The 21,722-nt window shown below is 71.4% G+C and carries 19 protein-coding genes; 13 read left to right on the forward strand and 6 right to left on the reverse strand.

The features are described 5' to 3' along the window. Positions 1-129: 129 nt before the first annotated feature. From xseA to RM609_RS25465, 3 genes are all read left to right on the forward strand, one after another. Positions 130-1,365, forward strand: coding sequence for an exodeoxyribonuclease VII large subunit (gene xseA, locus RM609_RS25455; RefSeq protein WP_311613892.1), 1,236 nt, complete (start codon positions 130-132; stop codon positions 1,363-1,365). Positions 1,366-1,375: 10 nt separating this feature from the next. Then, the gene (locus tag RM609_RS25460) at positions 1,376-1,630 is read left to right on the forward strand and encodes an exodeoxyribonuclease VII small subunit (RefSeq protein WP_311613893.1); all 255 of its coding nucleotides are present in this window, start codon (positions 1,376-1,378) and stop codon (positions 1,628-1,630) included. A 129-nt stretch (positions 1,631-1,759) separates the two neighbouring features. Continuing rightward, a complete protein-coding gene (locus RM609_RS25465) occupies positions 1,760-2,350 on the forward strand; it encodes a malonic semialdehyde reductase (RefSeq protein ID WP_311613894.1) in 591 nt (196 codons plus the stop codon). A 74-nt stretch (positions 2,351-2,424) separates the two neighbouring features. Here RM609_RS25465 and RM609_RS25470 read toward each other — a convergent pair whose 3' ends face one another. Further along, complete coding sequence (locus RM609_RS25470) at positions 2,425-2,979, reverse strand: DUF4245 domain-containing protein (RefSeq protein ID WP_438828534.1); 555 nt, start codon at positions 2,977-2,979, stop codon at positions 2,425-2,427. A 220-nt stretch (positions 2,980-3,199) separates the two neighbouring features. Here RM609_RS25470 and glpX point away from each other — a divergent pair, with 220 nt between their 5' ends. Next, the gene (gene glpX / locus RM609_RS25475) at positions 3,200-4,231 is read left to right on the forward strand and encodes a class II fructose-bisphosphatase (protein WP_311613896.1); all 1,032 of its coding nucleotides are present in this window, start codon (positions 3,200-3,202) and stop codon (positions 4,229-4,231) included. Between the two features lie 75 nt (positions 4,232-4,306). Here the strand turns inward: glpX and RM609_RS25480 are convergent, their stop codons facing one another. Further along, positions 4,307-4,663, reverse strand: a complete 357-nt coding sequence (locus RM609_RS25480) for a WhiB family transcriptional regulator (protein WP_126915815.1) — start codon at positions 4,661-4,663, stop codon at positions 4,307-4,309. 223 nt (positions 4,664-4,886) lie between these two features. Next, positions 4,887-5,540 carry a DUF1707 SHOCT-like domain-containing protein gene (locus tag RM609_RS25485; RefSeq protein WP_311614012.1) on the reverse strand — a complete coding sequence of 218 codons (654 nt, stop codon included), beginning with the start codon at positions 5,538-5,540 and terminating at the stop codon, positions 4,887-4,889. A 204-nt stretch (positions 5,541-5,744) separates the two neighbouring features. Here RM609_RS25485 and RM609_RS25490 point away from each other — a divergent pair, with 204 nt between their 5' ends. Further along, the gene (locus RM609_RS25490) at positions 5,745-7,409 is read left to right on the forward strand and encodes a fumarate hydratase (RefSeq protein ID WP_311613897.1); all 1,665 of its coding nucleotides are present in this window, start codon (positions 5,745-5,747) and stop codon (positions 7,407-7,409) included. Positions 7,410-7,467: 58 nt separating this feature from the next. Here RM609_RS25490 and RM609_RS25495 read toward each other — a convergent pair whose 3' ends face one another. Next, positions 7,468-9,009, reverse strand: coding sequence for a ricin-type beta-trefoil lectin domain protein (locus RM609_RS25495; RefSeq protein WP_311613898.1), 1,542 nt, complete (start codon positions 9,007-9,009; stop codon positions 7,468-7,470). 119 nt (positions 9,010-9,128) lie between these two features. Here RM609_RS25495 and RM609_RS25500 point away from each other — a divergent pair, with 119 nt between their 5' ends. From RM609_RS25500 to RM609_RS25520, 5 genes are all read left to right on the forward strand, one after another. Next, a complete protein-coding gene (locus RM609_RS25500) occupies positions 9,129-10,523 on the forward strand; it encodes a class II fumarate hydratase (protein ID WP_311613899.1) in 1,395 nt (464 codons plus the stop codon). Positions 10,524-10,662: 139 nt separating this feature from the next. Next, positions 10,663-11,379 carry a cytidylyl-2-hydroxypropylphosphonate hydrolase gene (gene fomD / locus RM609_RS25505; RefSeq protein WP_311613900.1) on the forward strand — a complete coding sequence of 239 codons (717 nt, stop codon included), beginning with the start codon at positions 10,663-10,665 and terminating at the stop codon, positions 11,377-11,379. A 282-nt stretch (positions 11,380-11,661) separates the two neighbouring features. Further along, the gene (locus RM609_RS25510; protein ID WP_311613901.1) at positions 11,662-12,336 is read left to right on the forward strand and encodes a class I SAM-dependent DNA methyltransferase; all 675 of its coding nucleotides are present in this window, start codon (positions 11,662-11,664) and stop codon (positions 12,334-12,336) included. A 60-nt stretch (positions 12,337-12,396) separates the two neighbouring features. After that, entirely contained in the window at positions 12,397-14,757 is a 2,361-nt protein-coding gene (locus RM609_RS25515; RefSeq protein WP_311613902.1) for a SpoIIE family protein phosphatase, read from the forward strand. A 131-nt stretch (positions 14,758-14,888) separates the two neighbouring features. Continuing rightward, a complete protein-coding gene (locus tag RM609_RS25520) occupies positions 14,889-16,352 on the forward strand; it encodes a catalase (RefSeq protein WP_311613903.1) in 1,464 nt (487 codons plus the stop codon). Positions 16,353-16,423: 71 nt separating this feature from the next. Here the strand turns inward: RM609_RS25520 and RM609_RS25525 are convergent, their stop codons facing one another. Next, complete coding sequence (locus tag RM609_RS25525) at positions 16,424-18,700, reverse strand: transglycosylase domain-containing protein (protein ID WP_311613904.1); 2,277 nt, start codon at positions 18,698-18,700, stop codon at positions 16,424-16,426. Positions 18,701-18,929: 229 nt separating this feature from the next. Between RM609_RS25525 and RM609_RS25530 the strand changes: the two genes are divergently transcribed. Then, positions 18,930-19,856 carry an SPFH domain-containing protein gene (locus RM609_RS25530; RefSeq protein ID WP_311613905.1) on the forward strand — a complete coding sequence of 309 codons (927 nt, stop codon included), beginning with the start codon at positions 18,930-18,932 and terminating at the stop codon, positions 19,854-19,856. Further along, on the forward strand, positions 19,853-20,089 hold the full coding sequence (locus RM609_RS25535) for a type II toxin-antitoxin system antitoxin (protein ID WP_311613906.1): 237 nt from the start codon (positions 19,853-19,855) through the stop codon (positions 20,087-20,089). The genes RM609_RS25530 and RM609_RS25535 overlap by 4 nt, the downstream gene beginning before the upstream one ends. 61 nt (positions 20,090-20,150) lie before the next feature. On the opposite strand, the gene RM609_RS25540 is transcribed toward RM609_RS25535, so the two are convergent. Continuing rightward, positions 20,151-20,534 (reverse strand): peptidoglycan-binding domain-containing protein, encoded by a 384-nt coding sequence (locus tag RM609_RS25540; protein WP_311613907.1) that lies wholly within the window; start codon positions 20,532-20,534, stop codon positions 20,151-20,153. A 148-nt stretch (positions 20,535-20,682) separates the two neighbouring features. On the opposite strand from RM609_RS25540, the gene RM609_RS25545 reads away from it, so the two are divergent. Then, on the forward strand, positions 20,683-21,711 hold the full coding sequence (locus RM609_RS25545; RefSeq protein WP_311613908.1) for an ArsR/SmtB family transcription factor: 1,029 nt from the start codon (positions 20,683-20,685) through the stop codon (positions 21,709-21,711). Positions 21,712-21,722 lie beyond the last annotated feature (11 nt).

The following is a 21,722-nucleotide window of genomic DNA, read 5'->3' on the forward strand; positions in this document are numbered from 1 at the left end:
ACCCCACCCCGCCCCCTCACGTTCCGGGTGATCGGGCGGGCGGGTGGGCGAAATCCCCGCGCCGAAGGCGCGGGCAACCGGAACCGGGCGGGACGCCCCGTGTCACCCCCCACCGCTACCCTCAACCGCATGGCCGCCCAAACGTCTCCCGACGCACCCATCCCCGTCGGGGAGGTGTCCCGCCTCATCGGCGGGTGGATCGACCGGCTCGGCGCCGTCTGGGTCGAAGGACAGATCACCCAGCTCTCCCGCCGCCCCGGCGCCGGCGTCGTGTTCCTGACCCTCCGCGACCCCTCCCACGATGTCTCCCTCTCCGTCACCTGCTACCGCGCCGTCTTCGACCGCGTCGCCGACGTCGTCTCCGAGGGCGCCCGCGTCGTCGTGCACGCCAAGCCCGAGTGGTACGCCCCCCGCGGCCAGCTCTCGCTCCGCGCCGCCGAGATCCGCCCGGTGGGCGTGGGCGAACTGCTGGCCCGCCTCGAACAGCTGAAGAAGTCCCTCGCCGCCGAGGGCCTGTTCGCCGCCGACCGCAAGCGGGCGCTGCCGTTCCTCCCCCAGCTCATCGGCCTCGTCTGCGGCCGCGCCTCCGCCGCCGAGCGCGACGTGCTGGAGAACGCCCGCCACCGCTGGCCTGCCGTCCGCTTCGAGGTGCGCAACGTCCCCGTCCAGGGCGTGCACGCCGTGCCGGGCGTCATCGAGGCCGTCCAGGAGCTGGACGCCCACCCGGACGTGGACGTGATCGTCGTGGCGCGCGGCGGCGGCAGCGTCGAGGACCTCCTCCCCTTCTCGGACGAACAGCTCGTTCGCACCGTGGCCGCGTGCCGCACCCCCGTCGTGTCGGCGATCGGCCACGAGCCGGACACCCCGCTCCTCGACCTGGTGGCCGACCTGCGCGCGTCCACGCCCACGGACGCGGCGAAGCGGGTCGTCCCGGACGTGGGCGAGGAGCTCACCCGCGTCCGGCACCTGCGCGACCGCGCGCTGCGCTGCGTCGAGTCGCTGCTGGACCGTGAGGAGCGGGGCCTGGCGGCCGCGCGGGCGCGCCCCTGCATGGAGCAACCGCACCGCATGGTGGACGAGCGCGCGGAGCAGATCGACGCGCTCGCCGCGCGCGGCCGCCGCACGCTGGGCCATCTGCTGGACCGCGCGGCGTCGGAGCTGACGCACACCCACGCGCGCGTGGTGGCCCTGTCCCCGGCGGCGACGCTGCGCCGCGGCTACGCGGTGCTCCAGCACGAGGACGGCCGGGTCGTGCGCGCGGCGGAGGAGGTCGGCCCGGAGGAGGAGCTGCGGGCGCGGGTGGCGGAGGGCGAGTTCGCGGTACGGCCCGTGGCACCGGCACCCGCTGTCACACCGCCCGCCTAGGCTGTGGGCCATGGCGACGACAACGGACGCAACGGGCGCGGGCGCGACGGACGCGCTGGGCTATGAGCAGGCGCGGGACGAGCTGATCGACGTGGTGCGCCGGCTGGAGGCGGGCGGCACGACGCTGGAGGAGTCGCTGGCCCTGTGGGAGCGGGGCGAGGCGCTGGCGAAGCTCTGCCGCCGCTGGCTGGAGGGCGCCAGGGCGCGCCTGGACGCAGCCCTGGCAGAGGAAGAGACGGCCACGAAGCCCCCGGCCGAGGGCTGACCGGCGCCCCCACGACCTTCTCGGATCTGTGAGCCCGCTCTCACTGGCCCTCGATTTAGTTGAACCTTCACCCATCTAGTTGTAGATTCAACTTTGCCAGCCCGCACTACCCCGAGAAGGTGCACCCCCATGACTCTCGCTCTCGACGCCGCCGCCCAGGACCTGCTCTTCCGCGAGGCCCACACGGCCAACACCTTCACCGACGAGCCCGTCACGGACGAGCAGATCCAGGCCGTCTACGACCTGATCAAGCTCGCCCCCACCGCGTTCAACCAGTCGCCGCTGCGCATCGTGCTGGTCCGCTCGGAGGAGGCCCGCGCCCGCCTCGTGCCGCTGATGGCCGAGGGCAACCAGCCCAAGACGGCCGCCGCCCCGCTGGTCGCGATCCTCGCCGCGGACAACGAGTTCCACGAGGAGCTGCCCACGCTGTTCCCGGCCTTCCCGCAGGCCAAGGACGTGTTCTTCAGCGAGCGCCCGGTCCGTGAGCAGTCCGCCGCGATGAACGCCGCCCTCCAGGCCGCGTACTTCATCCTCGGCATCCGCGCCGCCGGCCTGGCCGCCGGCCCGATGACCGGCCTCGACTTCGCCGCCGTCCAGAAGGAGTTCCTGGACGGCGACCACACCCCGCTGATGGTCGTCAACATCGGCAAGCCGGGCGAGGGCGCCTCCTACCCGCGCTCGCCGCGCCTGTCCTTCGAGCAGGCCGTCACGACGGTCTGACGGTCGACAGACAGACCCGCTCAACGCGACAGCCGTGGCCCGAGGGCCACGGCTGTCGCGTTTGCCACATTCGGCTAACTCTTGGCGGGAGCCTTGAGCGCCGCCGCCATCTCCTTCAGCCCCGCCGCGCCCGCGGTGCCCGTGACCACGGTCGTCACCCCGGACTCCCGGCGCACGAGCGCGTCGTACTTCGGCCCCTCGTAGCGCTGCCAGACGCTGTCGCCGATCTTCTCCGTGGCGTGGGTCTTCTCCGCGCGCTGGCTCACGTTGTCGATGAAGGGGCCCGCCGGGGCATTGCTCTGCTCGACCGCCACGTACTGCTTCTGCGGGTCGAGGAAGCCCAGGTGCCAGGCCGAGCCGTCCTTGTCGCCCGGCCTGTACGACACGGACGTCGCGCGCCAGCCGGCGCCGAGCCCCTCGGGGGCGGCCACCGCGTACGGCGCCTCACGCCGGGCGGTGATCAGCTCCACCCGGTAGTCGACCGTCTGGACGGGGTCCTTGCTCTCGTCGTGCGGGATGAAGAGATAGCTGAATCCCGCCACGGGAACCACGACCGCCATCGAGAGCAGCATGTTCCGAATCGTCTGCGTCTTGCCGTTCCTACCTGCCACGCCCCCATCGTCCCCCATGCCCCGATGGATCTTGACGGCGACCTGGACGCCCACCGAAAACACCACCCCCGACGCACCCGGACGCACCCGAGACGCCCGTTTTGACGCCGCTCATGCGTGGGGGCCTCTGCTCAATCTGTCAGTCAGCAGATAAAGTCATCATCACCCTCACCCTCCTGACCCAATCGGGGTAAGGAGGGGCCCTACGGCCGCCGCCGTACAGAAAGGTGCGCATCCGATGTCCGATCACCATCTGCCGTCCCAGCTCGAGGTCAGCCCGGAAGCCCCGGACCGCAACCTCGCGCTGGAGCTCGTCCGGGTCACCGAGGCGGGCGCCATGGCCTCGGGCCGCTGGGTGGGCCGCGGTGACAAGAACGGCGCGGACGGCGCTGCCGTACGCGCCATGCGCTCCCTGATCGGCACCGTCTCCATGAACGGTGTCGTAGTCATCGGCGAGGGCGAGAAGGACAACGCCCCGATGCTCTACAACGGCGAGCGCGTGGGCGACGGGACCGGCGCCGAGTGCGACGTCGCCGTGGACCCCGTGGACGGCACCACCCTCACCGCCAAGGGCATGGCCAACGCCGTCTCCGTGATGGCCGTCGCCGAGCGCGGCACCATGTTCGACCCGTCCGCGGTCTTCTACATGGACAAGCTGGTCACCGGCCCGGAAGCCGCCGACTTCGTCGACATCGACGCCCCGGTGGCCGTGAACATCCGCCGGATCGCCAAGGCGAAGCGCTCCGCCGTCGAGGACGTCACCGTCGTCGTCCTGGACCGCCCCCGGCACGAGGGCCTGGTCAAGGAGATCCGTGAGGCGGGCGCCCGGATCAAGTTCATCTCCGACGGCGACGTGGCCGGCGCGATCATGGCCGCGCGCGAGAACACCGGCATCGACCTGCTGCTGGGTGTCGGCGGCACGCCGGAGGGCATCATCGCGGCCTGCGCGATGAAGTGCCTCGGCGGCACCATCCAGGCCAAGCTGTGGCCCAAGGACGACGAGGAGCGCGAGCGCGCCCTCGCCGCCGGCCACGACCTGGACCGCGTCCTCCACACCGACGACCTGGTCAGCGGCGAGAACGTGTTCTTCGTCGCCACCGGCATCACCGACGGCGAGCTGCTGCGCGGCGTCCGCTACCGCGCCGAGACGGCGACGACGCAGTCGCTGGTCATGCGCTCCAAGTCGGGCACGATCCGTCTGATCGACTCGGAGCACCGGCTGTCGAAGCTGCGTGCCTACAGCTCGGTCGACTTCGAGCGCCCCAGCTGACGATCCCTCGCACACAACGGGCCGGGCCCCGCCTCCAGTGGGCGGGGCCCGGCCCGTTGTGGTGAAAGGGGCGGGCTAGCCCGCCGCCGCGACGCGCGTGGCGCGCTGGAGCTCGGCCTCGCGACGCCGGCGGCGGGCCAGCACGACCCGGCGCTCGGCGGCGGTGAGACCGCCCCACACCCCATAAGGCTCCGGCTGGAGCAGCGCGTGCTCCCGGCACTCCACCATGACCGGGCAACGGGCGCATACGCGTTTGGCGGCCTCTTCACGGGAAAGGCGGGCGGCCGTCGGCTCCTTTGATGGTGCGAAGAAAAGCCCGGCTTCATCCCGGCGGCACACCGCCTCCGAATGCCAGGGGCCGGCCTGTTCCCTGGCGGAAATCCGCTGGGACGGAACGGCGGCTTCCTGCAAGGGCTGATGCGGTAGCAGCACGGTCTACTCCTGACGACGGCTTTGCTTGGCCGATTGAGTCACCTTTGCCCGCCTCGACGCGCACGGCCATTCGCACCCGCAGCCGTACGAGAGACGATGCACCAAGCTTTACCCGCTGTGCGCGAGCTTATTCACACCGTTGCCATGACCGGAATGACGTACGGACGCCGCCGGGCTCGGCGGAGCGCCCGTACCGGAGGTCACCCCAAGGTCACCCCGAGGTTCACCCCAGGGACTTCCGGAGGTTCTTCAGACGCTTTCCGCGCTTGGTCTTCGCCTCGACCCCGCCGAAGATCGCCATGCCGGTGACCACGACGACCGGGGCGTCCGCGTCCGGGGACTCCGACGTCCGCACATCGAAGGCACCGAAGACCCCGGTGCCGGTGCCGCGCACGGAGACGTTCTCCGGGACCTTGATCTCGACACCGCTGAAGACGCAGTTGACGTTGATGACGATCTCCCGCTGCTCGAAGACCGCCTCGGTCAGGTCGATCTCCACCCCGCCGAACAGCGCGAAGACGTTGGTGCGCGGGCGGGGGCGCCAGGACCCCTTGCGGGTGGCGCCGGCGAAGACGGCGACCAGGCTGTCCGCCTCGCCCACGGCGGGGCGCACGGAGGCGTCGTACGGGCGCGTGGGTGCGGGGGCCGCGGTGTGCCGCGCGCCGACGGGCAGATCGCGCACCAGCGGCTCCAGCTCGCCGATCGTCTTCGCCTCGTATGCCACGCCGACCCGCTCGGCGTGCTCCTCGGCCGTGAGCCGGCCCTCGGCCAGCGCCTCACGGAGGATCTCGGCGATACGGTCACGGTCGGCGTCGGAGGCGCGCAGAGCGCCGGGAGCGGCCCCGGGGTCGCTCCCGGCGCTCTTGCTCAGCGACACCCTGTTCTCGGGGGAAGACTCGTCCACGGACAGCAGGGTAAGGCAGACGCGATAGATCGCGACAGTGGTGCGCGGCGGAGCCGACTCACGACGAACTGAGCCTTACCTCACAAACTCACCGCGCCGTCCGCCCCCTACCCTGAGAATTGCGCTGTCGACGACGCCAGCCACCGTTTTCCGCAGAGTGAGTGAGGAATCTCCGCGATGTCTGCCGGCCCCGAGTTCGCCTACACCGACCTCCTGCCCCTGGGCGAGGACAACACGCCGTACCGTCTGGTCACCGCCGAGGGCGTGTCGACCTTCGAGGCCGACGGCCGTACGTTCCTGAAGGTCGAGCCGGAGGCGCTGCGCAAGCTCGCCGCCGAGGCCATGCACGACATCTCGCACTACCTGCGCCCGGCCCACCTGGCTCAGCTGCGCAAGATCCTCGACGACCCCGAGGCCTCCCCCAACGACCGCTTCGTCGCCCTGGACCTGCTGAAGAACGCGAACATCGCGGCCGCCGGCGTCCTCCCGATGTGCCAGGACACCGGCACCGCGATCGTCATGGGCAAGCGCGGTCAGAACGTCCTCACCGAGGGCGGCGACGAGGAGGCCCTCTCGCGCGGCATCTTCGACGCCTACACCAAGCTCAATCTGCGCTACTCGCAGATGGCCCCGGTGACGATGTGGGACGAGAAGAACACCGGCTCCAACCTGCCCGCGCAGATCGAGCTCTACGCGACCGACGGCGGCGCCTACAAGTTCCTCTTCATGGCCAAGGGCGGCGGCTCGGCCAACAAGTCCTTCCTCTTCCAGGAGACGAAGGCCGTGCTCAACGAGGCGAGCATGATGAAGTTCCTGGAGGAGAAGATCCGCTCGCTCGGCACGGCCGCCTGCCCGCCGTACCACCTGGCGATCGTCGTCGGCGGCACGTCGGCCGAGTACGCGCTGAAGACCGCGAAGTACGCCTCCGCGCACTACCTCGACGAGCTGCCGGAGGAGGGCTCCCCGCTGGGCCACGGCTTCCGTGACAAGGAGCTGGAGGAGAAGGTCTTCGAGCTGACGCAGAAGATCGGCATCGGCGCCCAGTTCGGCGGCAAGTACTTCTGCCACGACGTCCGCGTCGTCCGCCTCCCGCGCCACGGCGCGTCCTGCCCGGTGGCCATCGCGGTCTCCTGCTCCGCCGACCGCCAGGCCGTCGCGAAGATCACCGCCGAGGGCGTCTTCCTGGAGCAGCTGGAGACCGACCCGGCGCGCTTCCTGCCGGAGACCACCGACGAGCACCTGGAGTCGGAGGGCGACGTCGTCAAGATCGACCTCAACCGCCCGATGGACGAGATCCTCGCCGAGCTCACCAAGTACCCGGTGAAGACCCGTCTGTCGCTGACCGGCCCGCTGGTCGTCGCGCGTGACATCGCCCACGCGAAGATCAAGGAGCGGCTGGACGCCGGCGAGGAGATGCCCCAGTACCTCAAGGACCACCCGGTCTACTACGCCGGCCCCGCCAAGACCCCCGAGGGCTACGCCTCCGGCTCCTTCGGCCCGACCACCGCCGGCCGCATGGACTCCTACGTCGAGCAGTTCCAGGCGGCGGGCGGCTCCATGGTCATGCTCGCCAAGGGCAACCGCAGCAAGCAGGTCACCGACGCGTGCGGCTCGCACGGCGGCTTCTACCTCGGCTCGATCGGCGGCCCGGCGGCGCGGCTGGCGCAGGACTGCATCAAGAAGGTCGAGGTCGTCGAGTACGAGGAGCTCGGCATGGAGGCGGTCTGGAAGATCGAGGTGGAGGACTTCCCGGCGTTCATCGTCGTCGACGACAAGGGCAACGACTTCTTCGTCGACCCGGCGCCGGCGCCGACGTTCACGTCGATTCCCGTCCGCAAGTAACCCCGTCGTCCGCGAACGCCGGACGGGCCGCATCGCAGCCCGTCCGGCGTTTGTGGGGTTACGCGAAGCGCTGTGACGGCGACCCGTCACACTTCGCGAGCCGCACGGGCTCCTTCGCCCCCGCCAGGCTGAGGCACAGATCCTGCGCGGCCGCAGGCCGGAACGTCCCGCCGGACTGGCTGAACCGCTGGTTCATCCCGCCGTGGCAGTCCCACAGCACCACCGCCGTCCCGGCGGCATACGTGCCACCCGGCACGTCCACACACCGGTCATGCGTCAGCCCACTGTGCAGCGATCCCCGCTGCCCGTCGAACCACCACTGCTGGTTCCGGGCGGTGCCGGAGCAGTCCCAGCCGCCGATCTCCGTCCCGTTCGCGGAGGCCGCCCCGTACGCGTCCACGCACGTCCCCGCCGCCTCGCCGCGCAGCGGCCGGAAGGCGTCGTCCCACGCGCCCTCGCGCAGCACGGGCGACCCCGTGCTCGCCGGGTCCGCGCAGCCCGCCTCGCGCCAGCCCGAGCCGTAGAGCTGGGTGAGGCACGACGCGAAGGCCGCGTGGCCGCGCGCGTTGGGGTGGAAGGACTGCCGCACGGAGTTCTCGTTCGGCGGGAAGGGGTTCGTTATGTCGACGTACAGCCCCCGGGCCCATGTGTTCTCCATGCACACCTCGTGCCCATGGAAAAGACGCGAGGTGTCGAGGAAGATCGCGCCCGTCTCGCGCGCGGCCTTCCGCATGCCCCGTTCGAACGCGGGCACCGCCGCGTTCCGTCCCCACGCGGAGTCCGAGGTGTGGCCGACGCAGCCGCCCGCGAGCTTGCCGGGGAAGTCGGGGTTGTCCTCGATGTCGGGGCCGATGGGGCTCGGGTAGCCCATGACGACGAGCTTGTAGTCGCCGTCCGCGTAGCCCGCGTCCGTCATGACCTTGCGAAGGTCGCGGACGGTCGCCTCGACCTTGGGCACCAGCCCGTCGACGCGCGCCTGCCAGCCGGGGGCGTACTTGGGCTCGCACGGCCCTTGGAGGGTCAGATAGCGCGTGACGCAGTCGGTGATGACCGGGCCGAACTGGAGGTCGTCGTTGGCGCCGGCGACGAGCAGCACCAGCTTCACGCGCGTGTTGCGCGCCTTGACGGCGAGCGCGTCGCTCTGCACGAGCTCGTCCGCGTACTGCTTGCCGCCGCCGATGCGGATGTTGCCCGTGGTCGCGCCGGAGCAGGCGACGTTGTAGGTGACGTCCGCGGGTATGCCGGTGCGGTGGATGGCGGCGTCGGGCGAGCGGTGGCACCAGTTGTCGGGGCCGTTCGTCCCTGGCTCGTATGTGCCGACGCCCTCGCCGGATATCTCACTGTCGCCGAGGGACAGCAGCGACGATTTGCGCTGTGCGAGTGGGCGTTCGGCGGCGTCGCCGTAGAGCTTCACGGCTTCCGCAGCGCGGATCCTCTCCAGTTCGGGCGACAGAGGGGTGGTGGACGCTGCCGCGCCGCGCGGCTGGGCGGCCGCCGCGGGAGCGGTGGCGGTGGTGACGGACAGTCCGCCGAGCGCCGCCGCGAAGGCGGCGAGCGCGGCGAGGGAACAGCGCAGGGTGGGTCTGCGTGTCCGGGTCATGGAGCCTCCCCGAGTTCTGTTGTTACTCGCGGTATTTAGTAGCCGTGAGCGACTTTTGGGAACACAGGGATCAGGCCAAACGCTGTGTCCCACAAGAGACCATCGGGAGGTAAGCGGCGATGACCGACAGCGGGCAGTACCGGATCGAACACGACTCCATGGGCGAGGTGAGGGTCCCGGCGGACGCCAAGTGGCGGGCCCAGACCCAGCGTGCCGTGGAGAACTTCCCCGTCAGCGGCCAGCGCCTGGAGCGCGCGCACATCGAGGCGCTGGGCCGGATCAAGGCCGCCGCGGCGAAGGTCAACGCCGAGCTGGGCGTGATCGACAAGGACGTGGCGGCGGCGGTCGTGGAGGCGGCGGGCGAGGTTGCCGAGGGCCGCTGGGACGACCACTTCCCCGTCGACGTCTTCCAGACCGGCTCCGGTACGTCCTCGAACATGAACGCCAACGAGGTCATCGCCACCCTCGCCACGGAGCGCCTGGGCCGTCCCGTCCACCCCAACGACCACGTCAACGCCAGCCAGTCCTCCAACGACGTCTTCCCGTCCTCCATCCACATCGCCGCGACGGCCGCCGTGACCGGCGATCTGATCCCGGCGCTGGAGCACCTCACGGCCGCCCTGGAGCGCAAGGCCGAGGAGTTCGCGGAGGTCGTCAAGGCGGGCCGGACGCATCTGATGGACGCCACGCCCGTGACGCTGGGCCAGGAGTTCGGCGGCTACGCCGCCCAGGTGCGGTACGGCGTCGAGCGGCTGCGCGCCTCGCTGCCCCGGCTCGCCGAACTGCCCCTGGGCGGTACGGCCGTGGGCACCGGCATCAACACCCCGCCCGGCTTCTCCGGCGCGGTCATCGCCGAGGTGTCCCGGGCGACGGGGCTGCCGCTGACGGAGGCCCGCGACCACTTCGAGGCGCAGGGCGCGCGGGACGGCCTGGTGGAGACCAGCGGTCAGCTGCGCGTGATCGCGGTGGGCCTGACCAAGATCGCCAACGATCTGCGCTGGATGGGCTCGGGCCCGCGCACCGGTCTCGCGGAGATCGCCCTGCCCGACCTCCAGCCGGGCTCCTCGATCATGCCGGGCAAGGTCAACCCGGTGGTCTGCGAGGCCGTCCTGATGGTCGCCGCGCAGGTCATGGGCAATGACGCGACGGTCGCCACGGCGGGCGCCGCCGGGAACTTCGAGCTCAACGTGATGCTCCCGGTGATGGCGAGGAACCTCCTGGAGTCCGTCCGGCTGCTCGCCAACGTCTCCCGGCTGCTCGCCGACCGCACGGTCGACGGCATCACCGCCAATGCCGAGCGGGCCCGCGAGTACGCCGAGTCCTCGCCGTCCGTCGTCACTCCGCTCAACCGGTACATCGGCTACGAGGAGGCCGCGAAGGTGGCCAAGAAGTCCCTTGCGGAGCGGAAGACGATCCGGGAGGTCGTGCTCGAATCGGGCTATGTGGACCGCGGTCTGCTGACGATGGAGCAGCTCGACGAGGCGCTCGACGTCCTGCGGATGACCCGCCCGTAGCCGACGCGACTCCCGACGCGGCCCCTTCCGCCCCGGTCTCCTCCGCTTCCGTCCCGGTCTCCTCCGCCCGGACCTTTGCCGTATACGTCTGCGGTATACGTCACGGCGCATAGGTGTCCCCGGCACCTAAGATCTGCGCATGGCAGCGGAGACCACGGACACGACGGGAACGGCGGGCACGGCGGACGGCGGCGGGAACGGCCGCTGGGCGCCGGGCGACCAGATCCTCTGGCGCTACCGCGGCAACGGCAGACCCGGTACCGGGGGCGGCATCCACATCTGCCGCCCCGTCACCGTCGTCGAGGACACCGCCGAGCTGCTCGCGGTGTGGATGGCGCCCGGCACGGACTGCGTCAAACCGCTGCTCGCCGACGGCACGCCCGTCCACCGCGAACCGCTGGCCACGCGCTACACCAAGCCGCGGACGACGGCGGTGACCCGCTGGTACGGCACGGGCGTGCTCAAGCTCGCCCGGCCCGGCGACCCCTGGTCGGTCTGGCTCTTCTGGGACCTCGACTGGCGCTTCCGGAACTGGTACGTGAATCTCGAGGAACCGCTCGCGCGCTGGGCCGGCGGCGTCGACTCCGAGGACCACTTCCTGGACATCGCCGTCTATCCCGACCGCAGTTGGGAGTGGAAGGACGAGGACGAGTTCGCCCAGGCGCGCCACGCCGGTCTGATGACGGACGATCAGGCGGGCCGGGTACGGGCCGCGGGGCACGCCGCCGTCGAACTGATCGAGGCCTGGGGCCCGCCGTTCACCGCCGGCTGGGAACGCTGGCGGCCCGACCCGGCCTGGCCGGTGCCGGCGCTCCCCGACGACTGGGACCGCACACCGGCGCGCGTGGGGACGTGAACCAGCGCGTGAACCCGGGCGGGAACCAGGACTTGAACCCGGGCTCGACCCCGGAGTCGAACCCGGGCGTGAATCCCGTGTGAACCGGATGTGAGCAGGATGCGAGCCGGTGGTGCGAGAGGGTGTGAATCGGGGCCCGAACCGCTTGCCGACTCCCCGCGCGGCAACCGTAGGATCGGCCTCCGCGATACTTCACTCAGCACGGCACGACACGACCTGGCACGACACGACCCGGCACAACGGACAGACAGCACAGTCACAGTCAGCAGGAGGGGCGGAGCCGTGAGCGGTGACGACCAGCGGGACTACGACGGCTTCGCCCTGTTAGGGCTGGACCGCAGCGGCCAGGCCGAGGCGTTCGACGCCATCGGCGACCGTTACGACGAGGCCTTCCCGCACAAGGAGGGCCAGCTCGCCGCCGGCGAGTGGCTGGCCGGCGCGCTGCCGCCCGGCTCCCGGGTCCTGGACGTCGGCTGCGGTACGGGCCTGCCGACGGCCCGGCAACTGGTGGACGCCGGCCATGAGGTCGTCGGCGTCGACCTCTCCCCCGGCATGCTCGACCTCGCCCGCGCCAATGTGCCGGACGCCGCCTTCCACTTGGCCGACCTCGCCGATCTGCGCGACGGCCACCTGGGCGTCTTCGACGGCGCGACCGCCTTCTTCTCCCTGCTGATGCTGCCGCGCCCGGAGATCCCGCACGCCCTGCGGATGCTGCACGGCCTGCTCAGACCCGGTGGACTGCTGGCCCTCTCGATGGTCGAGGCCGACGTCGACGACTACGCGATCCCGTTCCTCGGCAGCACGATCCGGGTATCCGGATATCTGCGGGACGAATTGCGCCAGGTCGTGCGTGACGCGGGATTCGACATCGCCGGGGAGAGCTCGCGGGCGTACGCCCCGGCGAGCACGGACGTACCACCCGAGATCCAGCTCTTCCTCGACCTGCGCCGCGCCTGACCCACGTGTACCCGCCCTCCCCCGGGCGGACGCACGGCCTCTACGGATGGAACCCCACGCGTGACGGAGCACTCCAACTCCCACGGAAGACCACGGCCCGCGCCGCGCTCCGGCGCCGACGCGCCGGGCGCGCCCGAGCACGCCCCCGGCGGCCCGGCCGCCGGGGCGACGCCGGCGGCCGGGGCCGCGGGCCCGTCGGCCGCGCCCGCGACCCACGCCGTGGCGGACCCGGCGGCCTGCGGAACGGGCCGTCCGGCTCCCACGGACCGCGGCTCCGACGCGGCCCGCGACCCGGCGGCGAGCCCTGTCCCGGCCGAGGGGCCGACGGACGAGGCCCACGCCGTGGCCGACGCCGACGACACCGTCGGCCGGCGCCCCCGGCCGGAGTCCCGGGGCCGCGTCCCCCGCCCGCGTACCGGCGCCGACAAGCCGGCCGACGAGGCCCACGGCCCGGCGGAGGCGGCCACCGCCGCGTCCGGTGACACGACCGACGGCCCGGCCCCGCAGGACCCCGCGCCCGGCGCCATCGCCCCCGAGACGGCCGGCGGCAGCGGGGCCGCCGGAACGCCCGGCGGGGCGCTCCCCGCGCGCCCCGGCCGCCGCGAGGCAGGCGGCGGCAGCGACGACCCCCACATGCCGCCGCCCGGCGGCAGCGGCGGTGGCGGGACCGGCCACGCCGACAACGCCCGGGAGCGGGCCGGCACGTCCGGTGGCGGGGAGCGGCTGCGGTTCGTCGGGGCCGCCACGCGGCGGATCGCGCGCGGGATCGATCTGGACGAGATCGTGCTGGGGCTGTGCCGGTCGACCGTGCCGACGTTCGCCGACGCGATCCTCGTCTATCTGCGCGACCCCCTGCCCGTCGGCGACGAGCGCCCCGTGGGCCCCGTCGTGCTGCGGCTGCGCCGCACCGACCGGCTGCCCGAGTACGTCCAGGCCGGCGACACCGCCACCGAGGGCGACGCCGCCACGCCCGACCCGGGGCCCGAGCTCGCCGACTCCGCCGCGGAGCGCTGCGAGGTGCGCATAGGCGGGCCGCTCGCGGAGGTGCTGCGGGGTGTCAGACCCGTCTTCGGGGACTCCTCAGCCGCGCGGGCGGCCCTGCCCGAGCTCCTCGGCGAAGGCCGGCACGTACCGGACCGGCACCGCACCATCCTGGCGCCGCTGCGCGGCCGCCGCCGGGTGATCGGCGCCGCCGTGTTCGTCCGCCGCCTGGACCGGCCCGCCTTCGAGAGCGACGACCTGCTGGTCGCCGCGCAGCTGGCGACGCACACCGCCCTCGGCGTGGACAAGGCCGTGCTCTACGGCCGCGAGGTCTACATCGCCGACGAGCTCCAGCGCACCATGCTCCCCGACTCCCTCCCCCAGCCCACCGGCGTCCGGCTCGCCAGCCGCTACCTTCCCGCCGCCGAGACCGCCCGCGTCGGCGGCGACTGGTACGACGCGATCCCGCTGCCGGGCAATCGCGTGGCCCTGGTCGTCGGCGACGTCATGGGCCACTCCATGACCTCCGCCGCGATCATGGGCCAGCTGCGCACCACCGCGCAGACCCTCGCGGGCCTGGACCTGCCGCCCCAGGAGGTGCTCCACCACCTCGACGAGCAGGCGCAGCGCCTGGGCAGCGACCGCATGGCCACCTGCCTGTACGCGGTCTACGACCCGGTCGCCCACCGCATCGTGATCGCCAACGCGGGCCATCCGCCGCCGGTGCTGCTGCACCGGGGCGGCCGGGCCGAGGTGCTGCGCGTCCCGCCGGGCGCGCCGATCGGCGTGGGCGGGGTGGACTTCGAGGCCGTGGAGCTGGACGCGCCCGCCGGGGCGACCCTGCTGCTGTACACGGACGGCCTGGTGGAGTCCCGGATACGGGACGTGTGGACGGGCATAGAGCAGCTCCGCGAGCGGCTGATCGACACGGCCCGGCTGACCGGCCCCAATCCGCCGCCGCTGGAGCCGCTGTGCGACGAGGTGCTGGGCATGCTCGGGCCGGGCGACCGGGACGACGACATCGCCCTGCTCGCGGCCCGTTTCGAGGGCATCGCGCCCAGTGACGTCGCGTACTGGTTCCTCGACCCGCGCCCCCAGACGCCCCGCCAGGCGCGCCGGCTGGCCCGCCGGGCGCTGACCCGCTGGGGGCTGGAGGAGCTGACGGACGGGGTGGAGCTGCTGGTCAGCGAGGTGATCACCAATGCCGTGCGGTACGCCGAGCGCCCGATAACGCTGCGGCTGCTCCGTACGGACGTCCTGCGCTGCGAGGTGGGCGACGATGTGCCCCAGCTGCCCAGGCTGCGCCAGGCCCGGCCCTCGGACGAGGGCGGCCGGGGGCTGTATCTGGTGAACAAGATGGCCCGGCGGTGGGGCGCGACGCGGCTGAGCACCGGAAAGGTGGTGTGGTTCGAGCTGCCGCTGCCCGCCCACGGGCGCTGACGCGGACGAGGTGGGATTCTGGACAGTGTCCAGACCGCTGTTGCCGACACCTTGTCGGCGCGGTTGACTGGCTCGGGTGGAGGGCGGATCCCCATGCGCCCTCACCAGTCCCCGTTCCGGGAGGCGTCCCAATGACCGACTCGGCGCAGAGTACCCCGTACACCACGAACAACGTCGGCATCCCGGTGGAGAGCGACGAGCACTCGCTCACCATCGGTGACACCGGCCCCATCCTGCTCCAGGACCACTATCTGATCGAGAAGATGGCCCAGTTCAACCGGGAACGGGTCCCCGAGCGGGTGGTCCATGCCAAGGGCGGCGGCGCCTACGGCCACTTCCAGGTGACCAATGACGTCAGCCAGTTCACCAAGGCCGATCTCTTCCAGCCCGGCCGGCGGACGGAGATGCTGGCCCGCTTCTCTACCGTGGCCGGTGAGCAGGGCTCCCCGGACACCTGGCGGGACCCCCGCGGCTTCGCCCTCAAGTTCTATACGGAACACGGCAATTACGATCTGGTCGGCAACAACACCCCGGTCTTCTTCGTCCGCGACCCGCAGAAGTTCCAGGACTTCATCCGCTCCCAGAAGCGCCACCCGCGCACGGGCCTGCGGAACAACGACATGCAGTGGGATTTCTGGACGCTCTCGCCGGAGTCGGCCCACATGGTCACCTGGCTGATGGGCGACCGGGGCATCCCCAAGACCTGGCGGCACATGAACGGCTACAGCTCGCACACGTTCATGTGGGTCAACGGCGGCGGCGAGAAGTTCTGGATCAAGTACCACATCAAGACCGACCAGGGCATCGACTACCTCACCCAGGCGGAGGCCGACGAGTTGGCGGGTTCGGACGCCGACAAGCACCGCCGGGATCTGTACGAGGCCATCGAGGGCGGCAACGCCCCCTCCTGGACCATGTATGTGCAGGTCATGCCGTTCGGTGACGCGGCGGACTACCGCTTCAACCCCTTCGACCTCACCAAGGTGTGGCCGCACGGCGACTACCCGCTGATCGAGGTCGGGCGGATGACGCTCGACCGCAACCCGGACGATTTCTTCGTCCACATCGAGCAGGCCGCCTTCGAGCCCTCCAACCTGGTGCCCGGCATCGGCCCGTCGCCCGACAAGATGCTGCTGGGCCGGCTCTTCTCGTACCCGGACACCCACCGCTACCGGATCGGCCCGAACTACACCCAGCTGCCGCCCAACCGCCCCCACTCGACCGTGAACTCGTACGCCAAGGACGGCCCCATGCGCTACGAGCCCGCGAACACGGCCCGCCCGTACGCGCCCAACTCCTACGGCGGCCCGGACGCCGACACCGCCCGCTTCGGCGAGATCGCGGGCTGGGCGGCCTCGGGAGAGATGGTCCGCGAGGCGTACAAGCTCCACGCGGAGGACGACGACTGGGGCCAGGCGGGCACGATGGTCCGCAAGGTCCTCGACGACGCCGCCCGCGAGCGGCTGGCCTCGAACGTCGTCGGCCATCTGAAGGCGGGCGTGAGCCGCCCTGTCGTGGACCGGGCGCTCCAGTACTGGCGCAACATCGACAAGAACCTCGGCGACACCATCGCCACCAGGGTCAACGGGACCTGACCGCCCCCGCCCGCTTTCCCGAAAACGGGACCGGCCGCCCTTCCCCCGTGGGGAAGGGCGGCCGGTTCGGGTCACGGCAGCTGTTGCTGTCTGCCCCCGTTGGGGCGGTTGTCGTTGGGGTCCGGCTTGGCGGTGTTGGTCGAGCCGGTGGCCGTGCCCGTGTTCGTCGTCGGCGGGACCGGCGGGGTGGGCGGCGTGTGCTTGCCGCCCGTCGGGGTCGGGTCCTTCGACGGGGACTTGTTGGACGACGGGGTCGACGACGCCGACTGCGACTTGCCCGAGGGCGTCGGCGTCGCGCTCTTGCCCTGGCTGGGCGTGCCGGTCGAGGTGTGCGGCGGGGGCGGCGGCGCGTAGCCGTCCTCGGTCTCCAGGTCGAACTTCGCCTCGTCGTCGTCACCGAAGACGGCGGAGTTGTAGGCGGACCAGATCTTCGCCGGGTACGTACCACCGTTCACACGGCCGCCGCCACCGGTGCCCTGAAGGGTCACCTGCTTACCGCCCTGCGCCTCGCCGAAGAGGCCGACGGTCGTGACGAGGTCGGGGGTGTAGCCCGCGAACCAGGCCGACTTGTTGTCGTCGGACGTACCGGTCTTGCCCGCCACCTGGTAGGCGCCGCTGGCCACGACCTTGGCCGTACCGTCATTGACCACCTGGGTCATGACGGACGTCAGGCCGTCGGCGGTGTTGCGGGAGACGACGCGGTCGCCGACGGCGTGGGGCAGCGAGAACTCCTGGCCGCCCTGGGTCGCCGACTTGATGACGCTCGGCGTGACCTTCTTGCCGTGGTTGTTCAGCGTGGAGTAGACGCCCGCCATCTCCATCGGGCTCGCGCCCATGGCGCCGAGCGCCATGGCCGGGGTCTCCTGGAAGTCGCCCTTCATGCCGAGCTCGGTGGCGGTCTTCTTGACCTTGTCCATGCCGACGTCGACGACCATCTGCGCGAAGACGGAGTTGACCGAGTCGTTCATGGCCTGCTGGACAGTGATCGGACCGTAGCTCTGCTGGTCCTCGTTCTCCGGCGCGTAGCCACCGCCGCCGGGGCCGACGACCGGCCGCTGGTTGGTGCCGTCGTAGATCGCGCTCGGCGTGACCGGTCGCTTGTCCTGCGTCTTGGACTCGTTCTGGAGCGCGGAGGCCAGGATGATCGGCTTGAACGTCGACGCGGGCTGGTAGTCGGCGCGGGTCGCGTTGCTGATCTGGTGCTGGACGAAGTCCTGGCCGCCGTAGAGCGCCACGACCTTGCCGGTCTTGGGGTCCACGGAGACCGCGCCGGCCTGGACGTGGCCGTCGACCTCACGGGACTTGGGGTCCAGGTCGTCGATCAGCTGGTCCTTGACGGCCTTCTCCAGCGCCTTCTGCTTCTTGGAGTCGATGCTCAGCGTGATGGTCCAGCCGCCCGCCGCGAACTCGCTCTCCTTGCGGCCCTGGGCCGCAAGGTCGCGGATGATCTCGCGCTTGGCCGCCTCGACCAGGTAGCCGTTCTGGCCCGAGAGGCCGAGGGCCGCCTTGGGCTTGCCGGGCTCCTTGAACGTCATGCGCTGACGCTCGTCGGCCGGGAGCCACTTCTGCTCGACCATCTTGTCGAGGACGTAGCCCCAGCGGGCCTTGGCGTTCGCCTTGCCGGCCTCGGTGGCGGTGGCCCAGTCGTACTGGCTCGGCGCCTGGAGCAGGGCGGCCAGGTAGGCGCCTTCCTCCAGGGTGACCTTGTCGATGTCCTTGTTGTAGTACGCCCGTGCCGCGGCCTGGATGCCGTAGGCGCCCCGGCCGTAGTAGCTGGTGTTGAGGTAGCCCTCGAGGATCTCGTTCTTGGACTTCTCGTCCTGGACCTTCAGCGAGATGATCAGTTCCTTCACCTTGCGGGTGACGGTCTGGCGCTGGTCCAGGTAGTAGTTCTTGACGTACTGCTGGGTGATGGTCGAACCACCCTGCTTGCCACGGCCCATGACCGTGTTGACGATGCCTCGGGCGGTGCCCTTCAGGTCGACGCCGGGGTCGTTGTAGAAGTTCTTGTTCTCCGCGGCGACCACCGCGTGCTGAACGACCTCGGGGACCTTCGACAGCGGGACTTCCTCGCGGTTGACCTCACCGATGCGGGCGATGGTCTTGCCGTCGCTGGTCTTGTAGATGTTGCTCTGCAGCTTGGCCGCCGAGTTGCCCTTCGGCACATCCACATAGAGGTAGAGCGCGTAGAACGTGCCCGCCCCGAGAGCGATGACGGCCACGAAGTAGGCCAGCAGCATCTTCCATGTGAAGAACCGGCGTATGCCGCTCTTCTTCCCGGCCTTGCCGCCGCCCCGCTCAGGGCGGCCGCCCTTCTTCTGCGCCCGTCGCGCGTCCGCTCGGCCCATCTCTCCCGTAGCTCCAGTCCGTCCGCCCCCAACCCAGCTCACGAAGCTAACACCGCAACTGACATCAAACGCCCATCGATCACGGCAATAACGGACGTGACATACAGCACCCCGGCTGGCGGGAACCGGGTACGGAGTTGCGCGGAAGACCGTACAGGGCCTTAATGTGCTATCACTTTGATAGGGCCGCGCATCCGGCTCGCGACCGACCGAAACTGGGGGGACCCTCATGTCCGAAGCCACCGCCGCCGCGACCTCCCGACCACGCATCCACGAGCACCCGGCCGCCGACATCGGCGGTGGCACGGCCCTGACGCTGGGCCTCGCGGGCCTGCTCGCCGGCATAGCCACGGTCGCGGCCGGCGCCGTCACCAGCTCGCACGTGGCGGCCGGGGTGACGGTCGCGCTGGTCGCCGGCGGCATCCTGATCGGCCTGGCCTCGCTCGTCGCGCTGTCCGGGCTGTGCACCGTCGCCCCGGGCCAGGCCCAGGTCGTCCAGCTCTTCGGCCGCTACCAGGGCACCATCCGCACCGAGGGCCTGCGCTGGGTCAACCCGTTCACCAGCCAGGAGAAGCTCTCCACCCGGGTCCGCAACCACGAGACCGCCGTACTGAAGGTCAACGACGCCTACGGCAACCCCATCGAGCTGGCCGCCGTCGTCGTCTGGCGGGTCGAGGACACCGCGCAGGCGATGTTCGCGGTGGAGGACTTCCAGGAGTTCGTCGCCACCCAGACCGAGGCGGCCGTGCGCCACATCGCCATCGAGTACCCCTACGACGCCCACGACGAGGACGCCCTCTCCCTGCGCGGCAACGCCGAGGAGATCACCGAGAAGCTGGCCGAGGAGCTCCACGAGCGCGTCGAGGCGGCCGGCGTGCGCATCATCGAGTCGCGTTTCACCCACCTCGCCTACGCCCCGGAGATCGCCTCGGCGATGCTCCAGCGCCAGCAGGCGGGCGCGGTCGTGGCAGCGCGCAAAATGATCGTCGAGGGCGCGGTGGGCATGGTCGAGATGGCGCTGGAGCGCATCACCGAGCAGGACATCGTGGCACTGGACGACGAGCGGAAGGCGGCCATGGTGAGCAATCTGATGGTGGTGCTGTGCGGTGACCGGGCCGCCCAGCCCGTACTGAACACCGGCACCCTCTACCAGTGACGGAGGAGTCGGAGCCGGACCGGCCCGCGCGACGGCCGCAGCAGCGCAAGCAGGTGCTGCTGCGGCTCGACCCGTCGGTCCACGACGCGCTGGCCCGCTGGGCGGGCGAGGAGCTGCGCAGCGCCAACGCCCAGATCGAGTTCCTGCTGCGCAAGGCGCTCGCGGACGCGGGCCGGCTGCCCAGGGACGTGGGTGTGATCCGCAAGCGGGGGCGTCCGCCGAAGACGGAGTGAATACGGAGCAGCGGTGGGCGGTCGTACGCACCGGAGTGCGCACGACCGCCCGCGACGCCGGTCAGCAGCCGTCGTTCTTCAGGGCGTGCCAGGTCTTCGGGCCGACGATGCCGTCGACCGAGAGCCCGCAGTACTTGCTCTGGAAGGAGCGGACGGCCGCCTCCGTGGCCGGACCGAAATCACCGTCCACGCCCGAGCTGCCGAGGCTCTCTCCCCAGTATCTGAGCAGACACTGGGCCTCTCTCACCGCCGCCCCCTTGGAACCACGGGAGATCTGCGGCTCGGAGTCGGTGTAGTTGCAGCCGTAGGGCCCCGGCACGACCGTGGTGACCGTCGTACCGGCCGGTACCGCCTGTGCCGCCTGCGCGGATGCCGCCGTGATGCCCGTGCTCGCGAACGTCGCCGCGGTGAGGGCGACCGCCGCCGCCAGTGAGCGAATCCTCATGCTGGACCCTTCTCTCCGCCCGGGACGAAAGCTGGCCGGGAGATTTCTTCCCGGCCGGCTCATCGCCCCCGATACTCGGCACGCTCCATTTGGCATGCCGTGACGCACATCCTGGGGCGGCGCGGGGGCGGACTCCATCGTTTCAGCGGTGGCTGAACCGTTCCGCCCGCCGCCTCCGGGCCGGAAAGAGCCGGGAAAGAGCGGGGGAGCCGTGCTGCGCGTCCATTTCACGACGGAGGACCTGCTGCGGGTCCGGATCGCCGAGCGCCCGGAGCCGCTGCTCGAAATGGTGCTGGCCCTGGAGATGCTGGGGCGCGCGGACATACCGCCGGCCCTGGCCGGGTGGCAGCGGCGGCTGCGCCGTACGCTCCCGCCGGCGGCGCGGCCGCTGTTCCAGCTGGTGTCGCCGACGGGCGCCGGACCGCAGTTCCTCGACCCGCCCGCGCCGGGGCTCGCCGCCGGGCTGGACACGATCTTGGCGACGCCCCGCGCGTACGTCCGCCACGAGCTGCGCCGGGTGTGCGGCGTCGACCGGCCCGTCACCGCGTGGACGCGCGACCTCGCCGAGCTCGAACGGGACGCGTGGCAGGTCCTCGCCCGGAGCGTCCGGGCCGCGTACGGCGCGGTCATCGACACGTCCTGGCACACCGTCCGGGCCGGTTTCCACGCGGAGACCACCTGGCGTTCCCATCAGCTGGCGCAGCACGGTCTGCTGCCGACGCTGACCGGGCTGGCCCCCGGGATCACCTGGCGCGGGATGACCCTGGAGGCGGCCTCGGACCGGGAGCTCGGCGTACGGCTGGCGGGCCGGGGCCTGGTGCTGCGGCCGTCGTTCTTCTGGGCGGGCCCGCCGCTGTTCACCGACCGTCCCGGCGAGCCGGTGACGCTGATCTATCCGGCGCCCACTCCGCTGCCCCTGCTGGAGCCGCAGGGCCCCGATCCGCTGACTCCCCTGCTGGGCCGGACCCGCGCGGACGTCCTGCGCCGACTCGTCCGGCGGCACTCGACGACGACCCTGGCCGACGGGCTGGGCATCAGCGTCGCGTCGGCCTCCATGCATGCGAAGGCGCTCCGGGAGGCCGGGCTCGTCGTCACCCGGCGCGAGGGGAAGACCGCCTGGCACCAGTGCTCGGGCCTGGGGCTCGATCTGCTCGGCGACCGGCCGGCGACCGTCTGACCAGCGCATAT

This window comes from Streptomyces hesseae (assembly GCF_031845785.1).
Taxonomy (GTDB): domain Bacteria; phylum Actinomycetota; class Actinomycetes; order Streptomycetales; family Streptomycetaceae; genus Streptomyces; species Streptomyces hesseae.

Coding starts and splice junctions, on each gene's coding strand:
- xseA (WP_311613892.1), top strand. CDS start 130: ATGGCCGCCCAAACGTCTCCCGACGCACCCATCCCCGTCGGGGAGGTG.
- RM609_RS25460 (WP_311613893.1), top strand. CDS start 1,376: ATGGCGACGACAACGGACGCAACGGGCGCGGGCGCGACGGACGCGCTG.
- RM609_RS25465 (WP_311613894.1), top strand. CDS start 1,760: ATGACTCTCGCTCTCGACGCCGCCGCCCAGGACCTGCTCTTCCGCGAG.
- RM609_RS25470 (WP_438828534.1), bottom strand. CDS start 2,979: ATGGGGGACGATGGGGGCGTGGCAGGTAGGAACGGCAAGACGCAGACG.
- glpX (WP_311613896.1), top strand. CDS start 3,200: ATGTCCGATCACCATCTGCCGTCCCAGCTCGAGGTCAGCCCGGAAGCC.
- RM609_RS25490 (WP_311613897.1), top strand. CDS start 5,745: ATGTCTGCCGGCCCCGAGTTCGCCTACACCGACCTCCTGCCCCTGGGC.
- RM609_RS25495 (WP_311613898.1), bottom strand. CDS start 9,009: ATGACCCGGACACGCAGACCCACCCTGCGCTGTTCCCTCGCCGCGCTC.
- RM609_RS25500 (WP_311613899.1), top strand. CDS start 9,129: ATGACCGACAGCGGGCAGTACCGGATCGAACACGACTCCATGGGCGAG.
- fomD (WP_311613900.1), top strand. CDS start 10,663: ATGGCAGCGGAGACCACGGACACGACGGGAACGGCGGGCACGGCGGAC.
- RM609_RS25520 (WP_311613903.1), top strand. CDS start 14,889: ATGACCGACTCGGCGCAGAGTACCCCGTACACCACGAACAACGTCGGC.
- RM609_RS25525 (WP_311613904.1), bottom strand. CDS start 18,700: ATGGGCCGAGCGGACGCGCGACGGGCGCAGAAGAAGGGCGGCCGCCCT.
- RM609_RS25530 (WP_311613905.1), top strand. CDS start 18,930: ATGTCCGAAGCCACCGCCGCCGCGACCTCCCGACCACGCATCCACGAG.
- RM609_RS25540 (WP_311613907.1), bottom strand. CDS start 20,534: ATGAGGATTCGCTCACTGGCGGCGGCGGTCGCCCTCACCGCGGCGACG.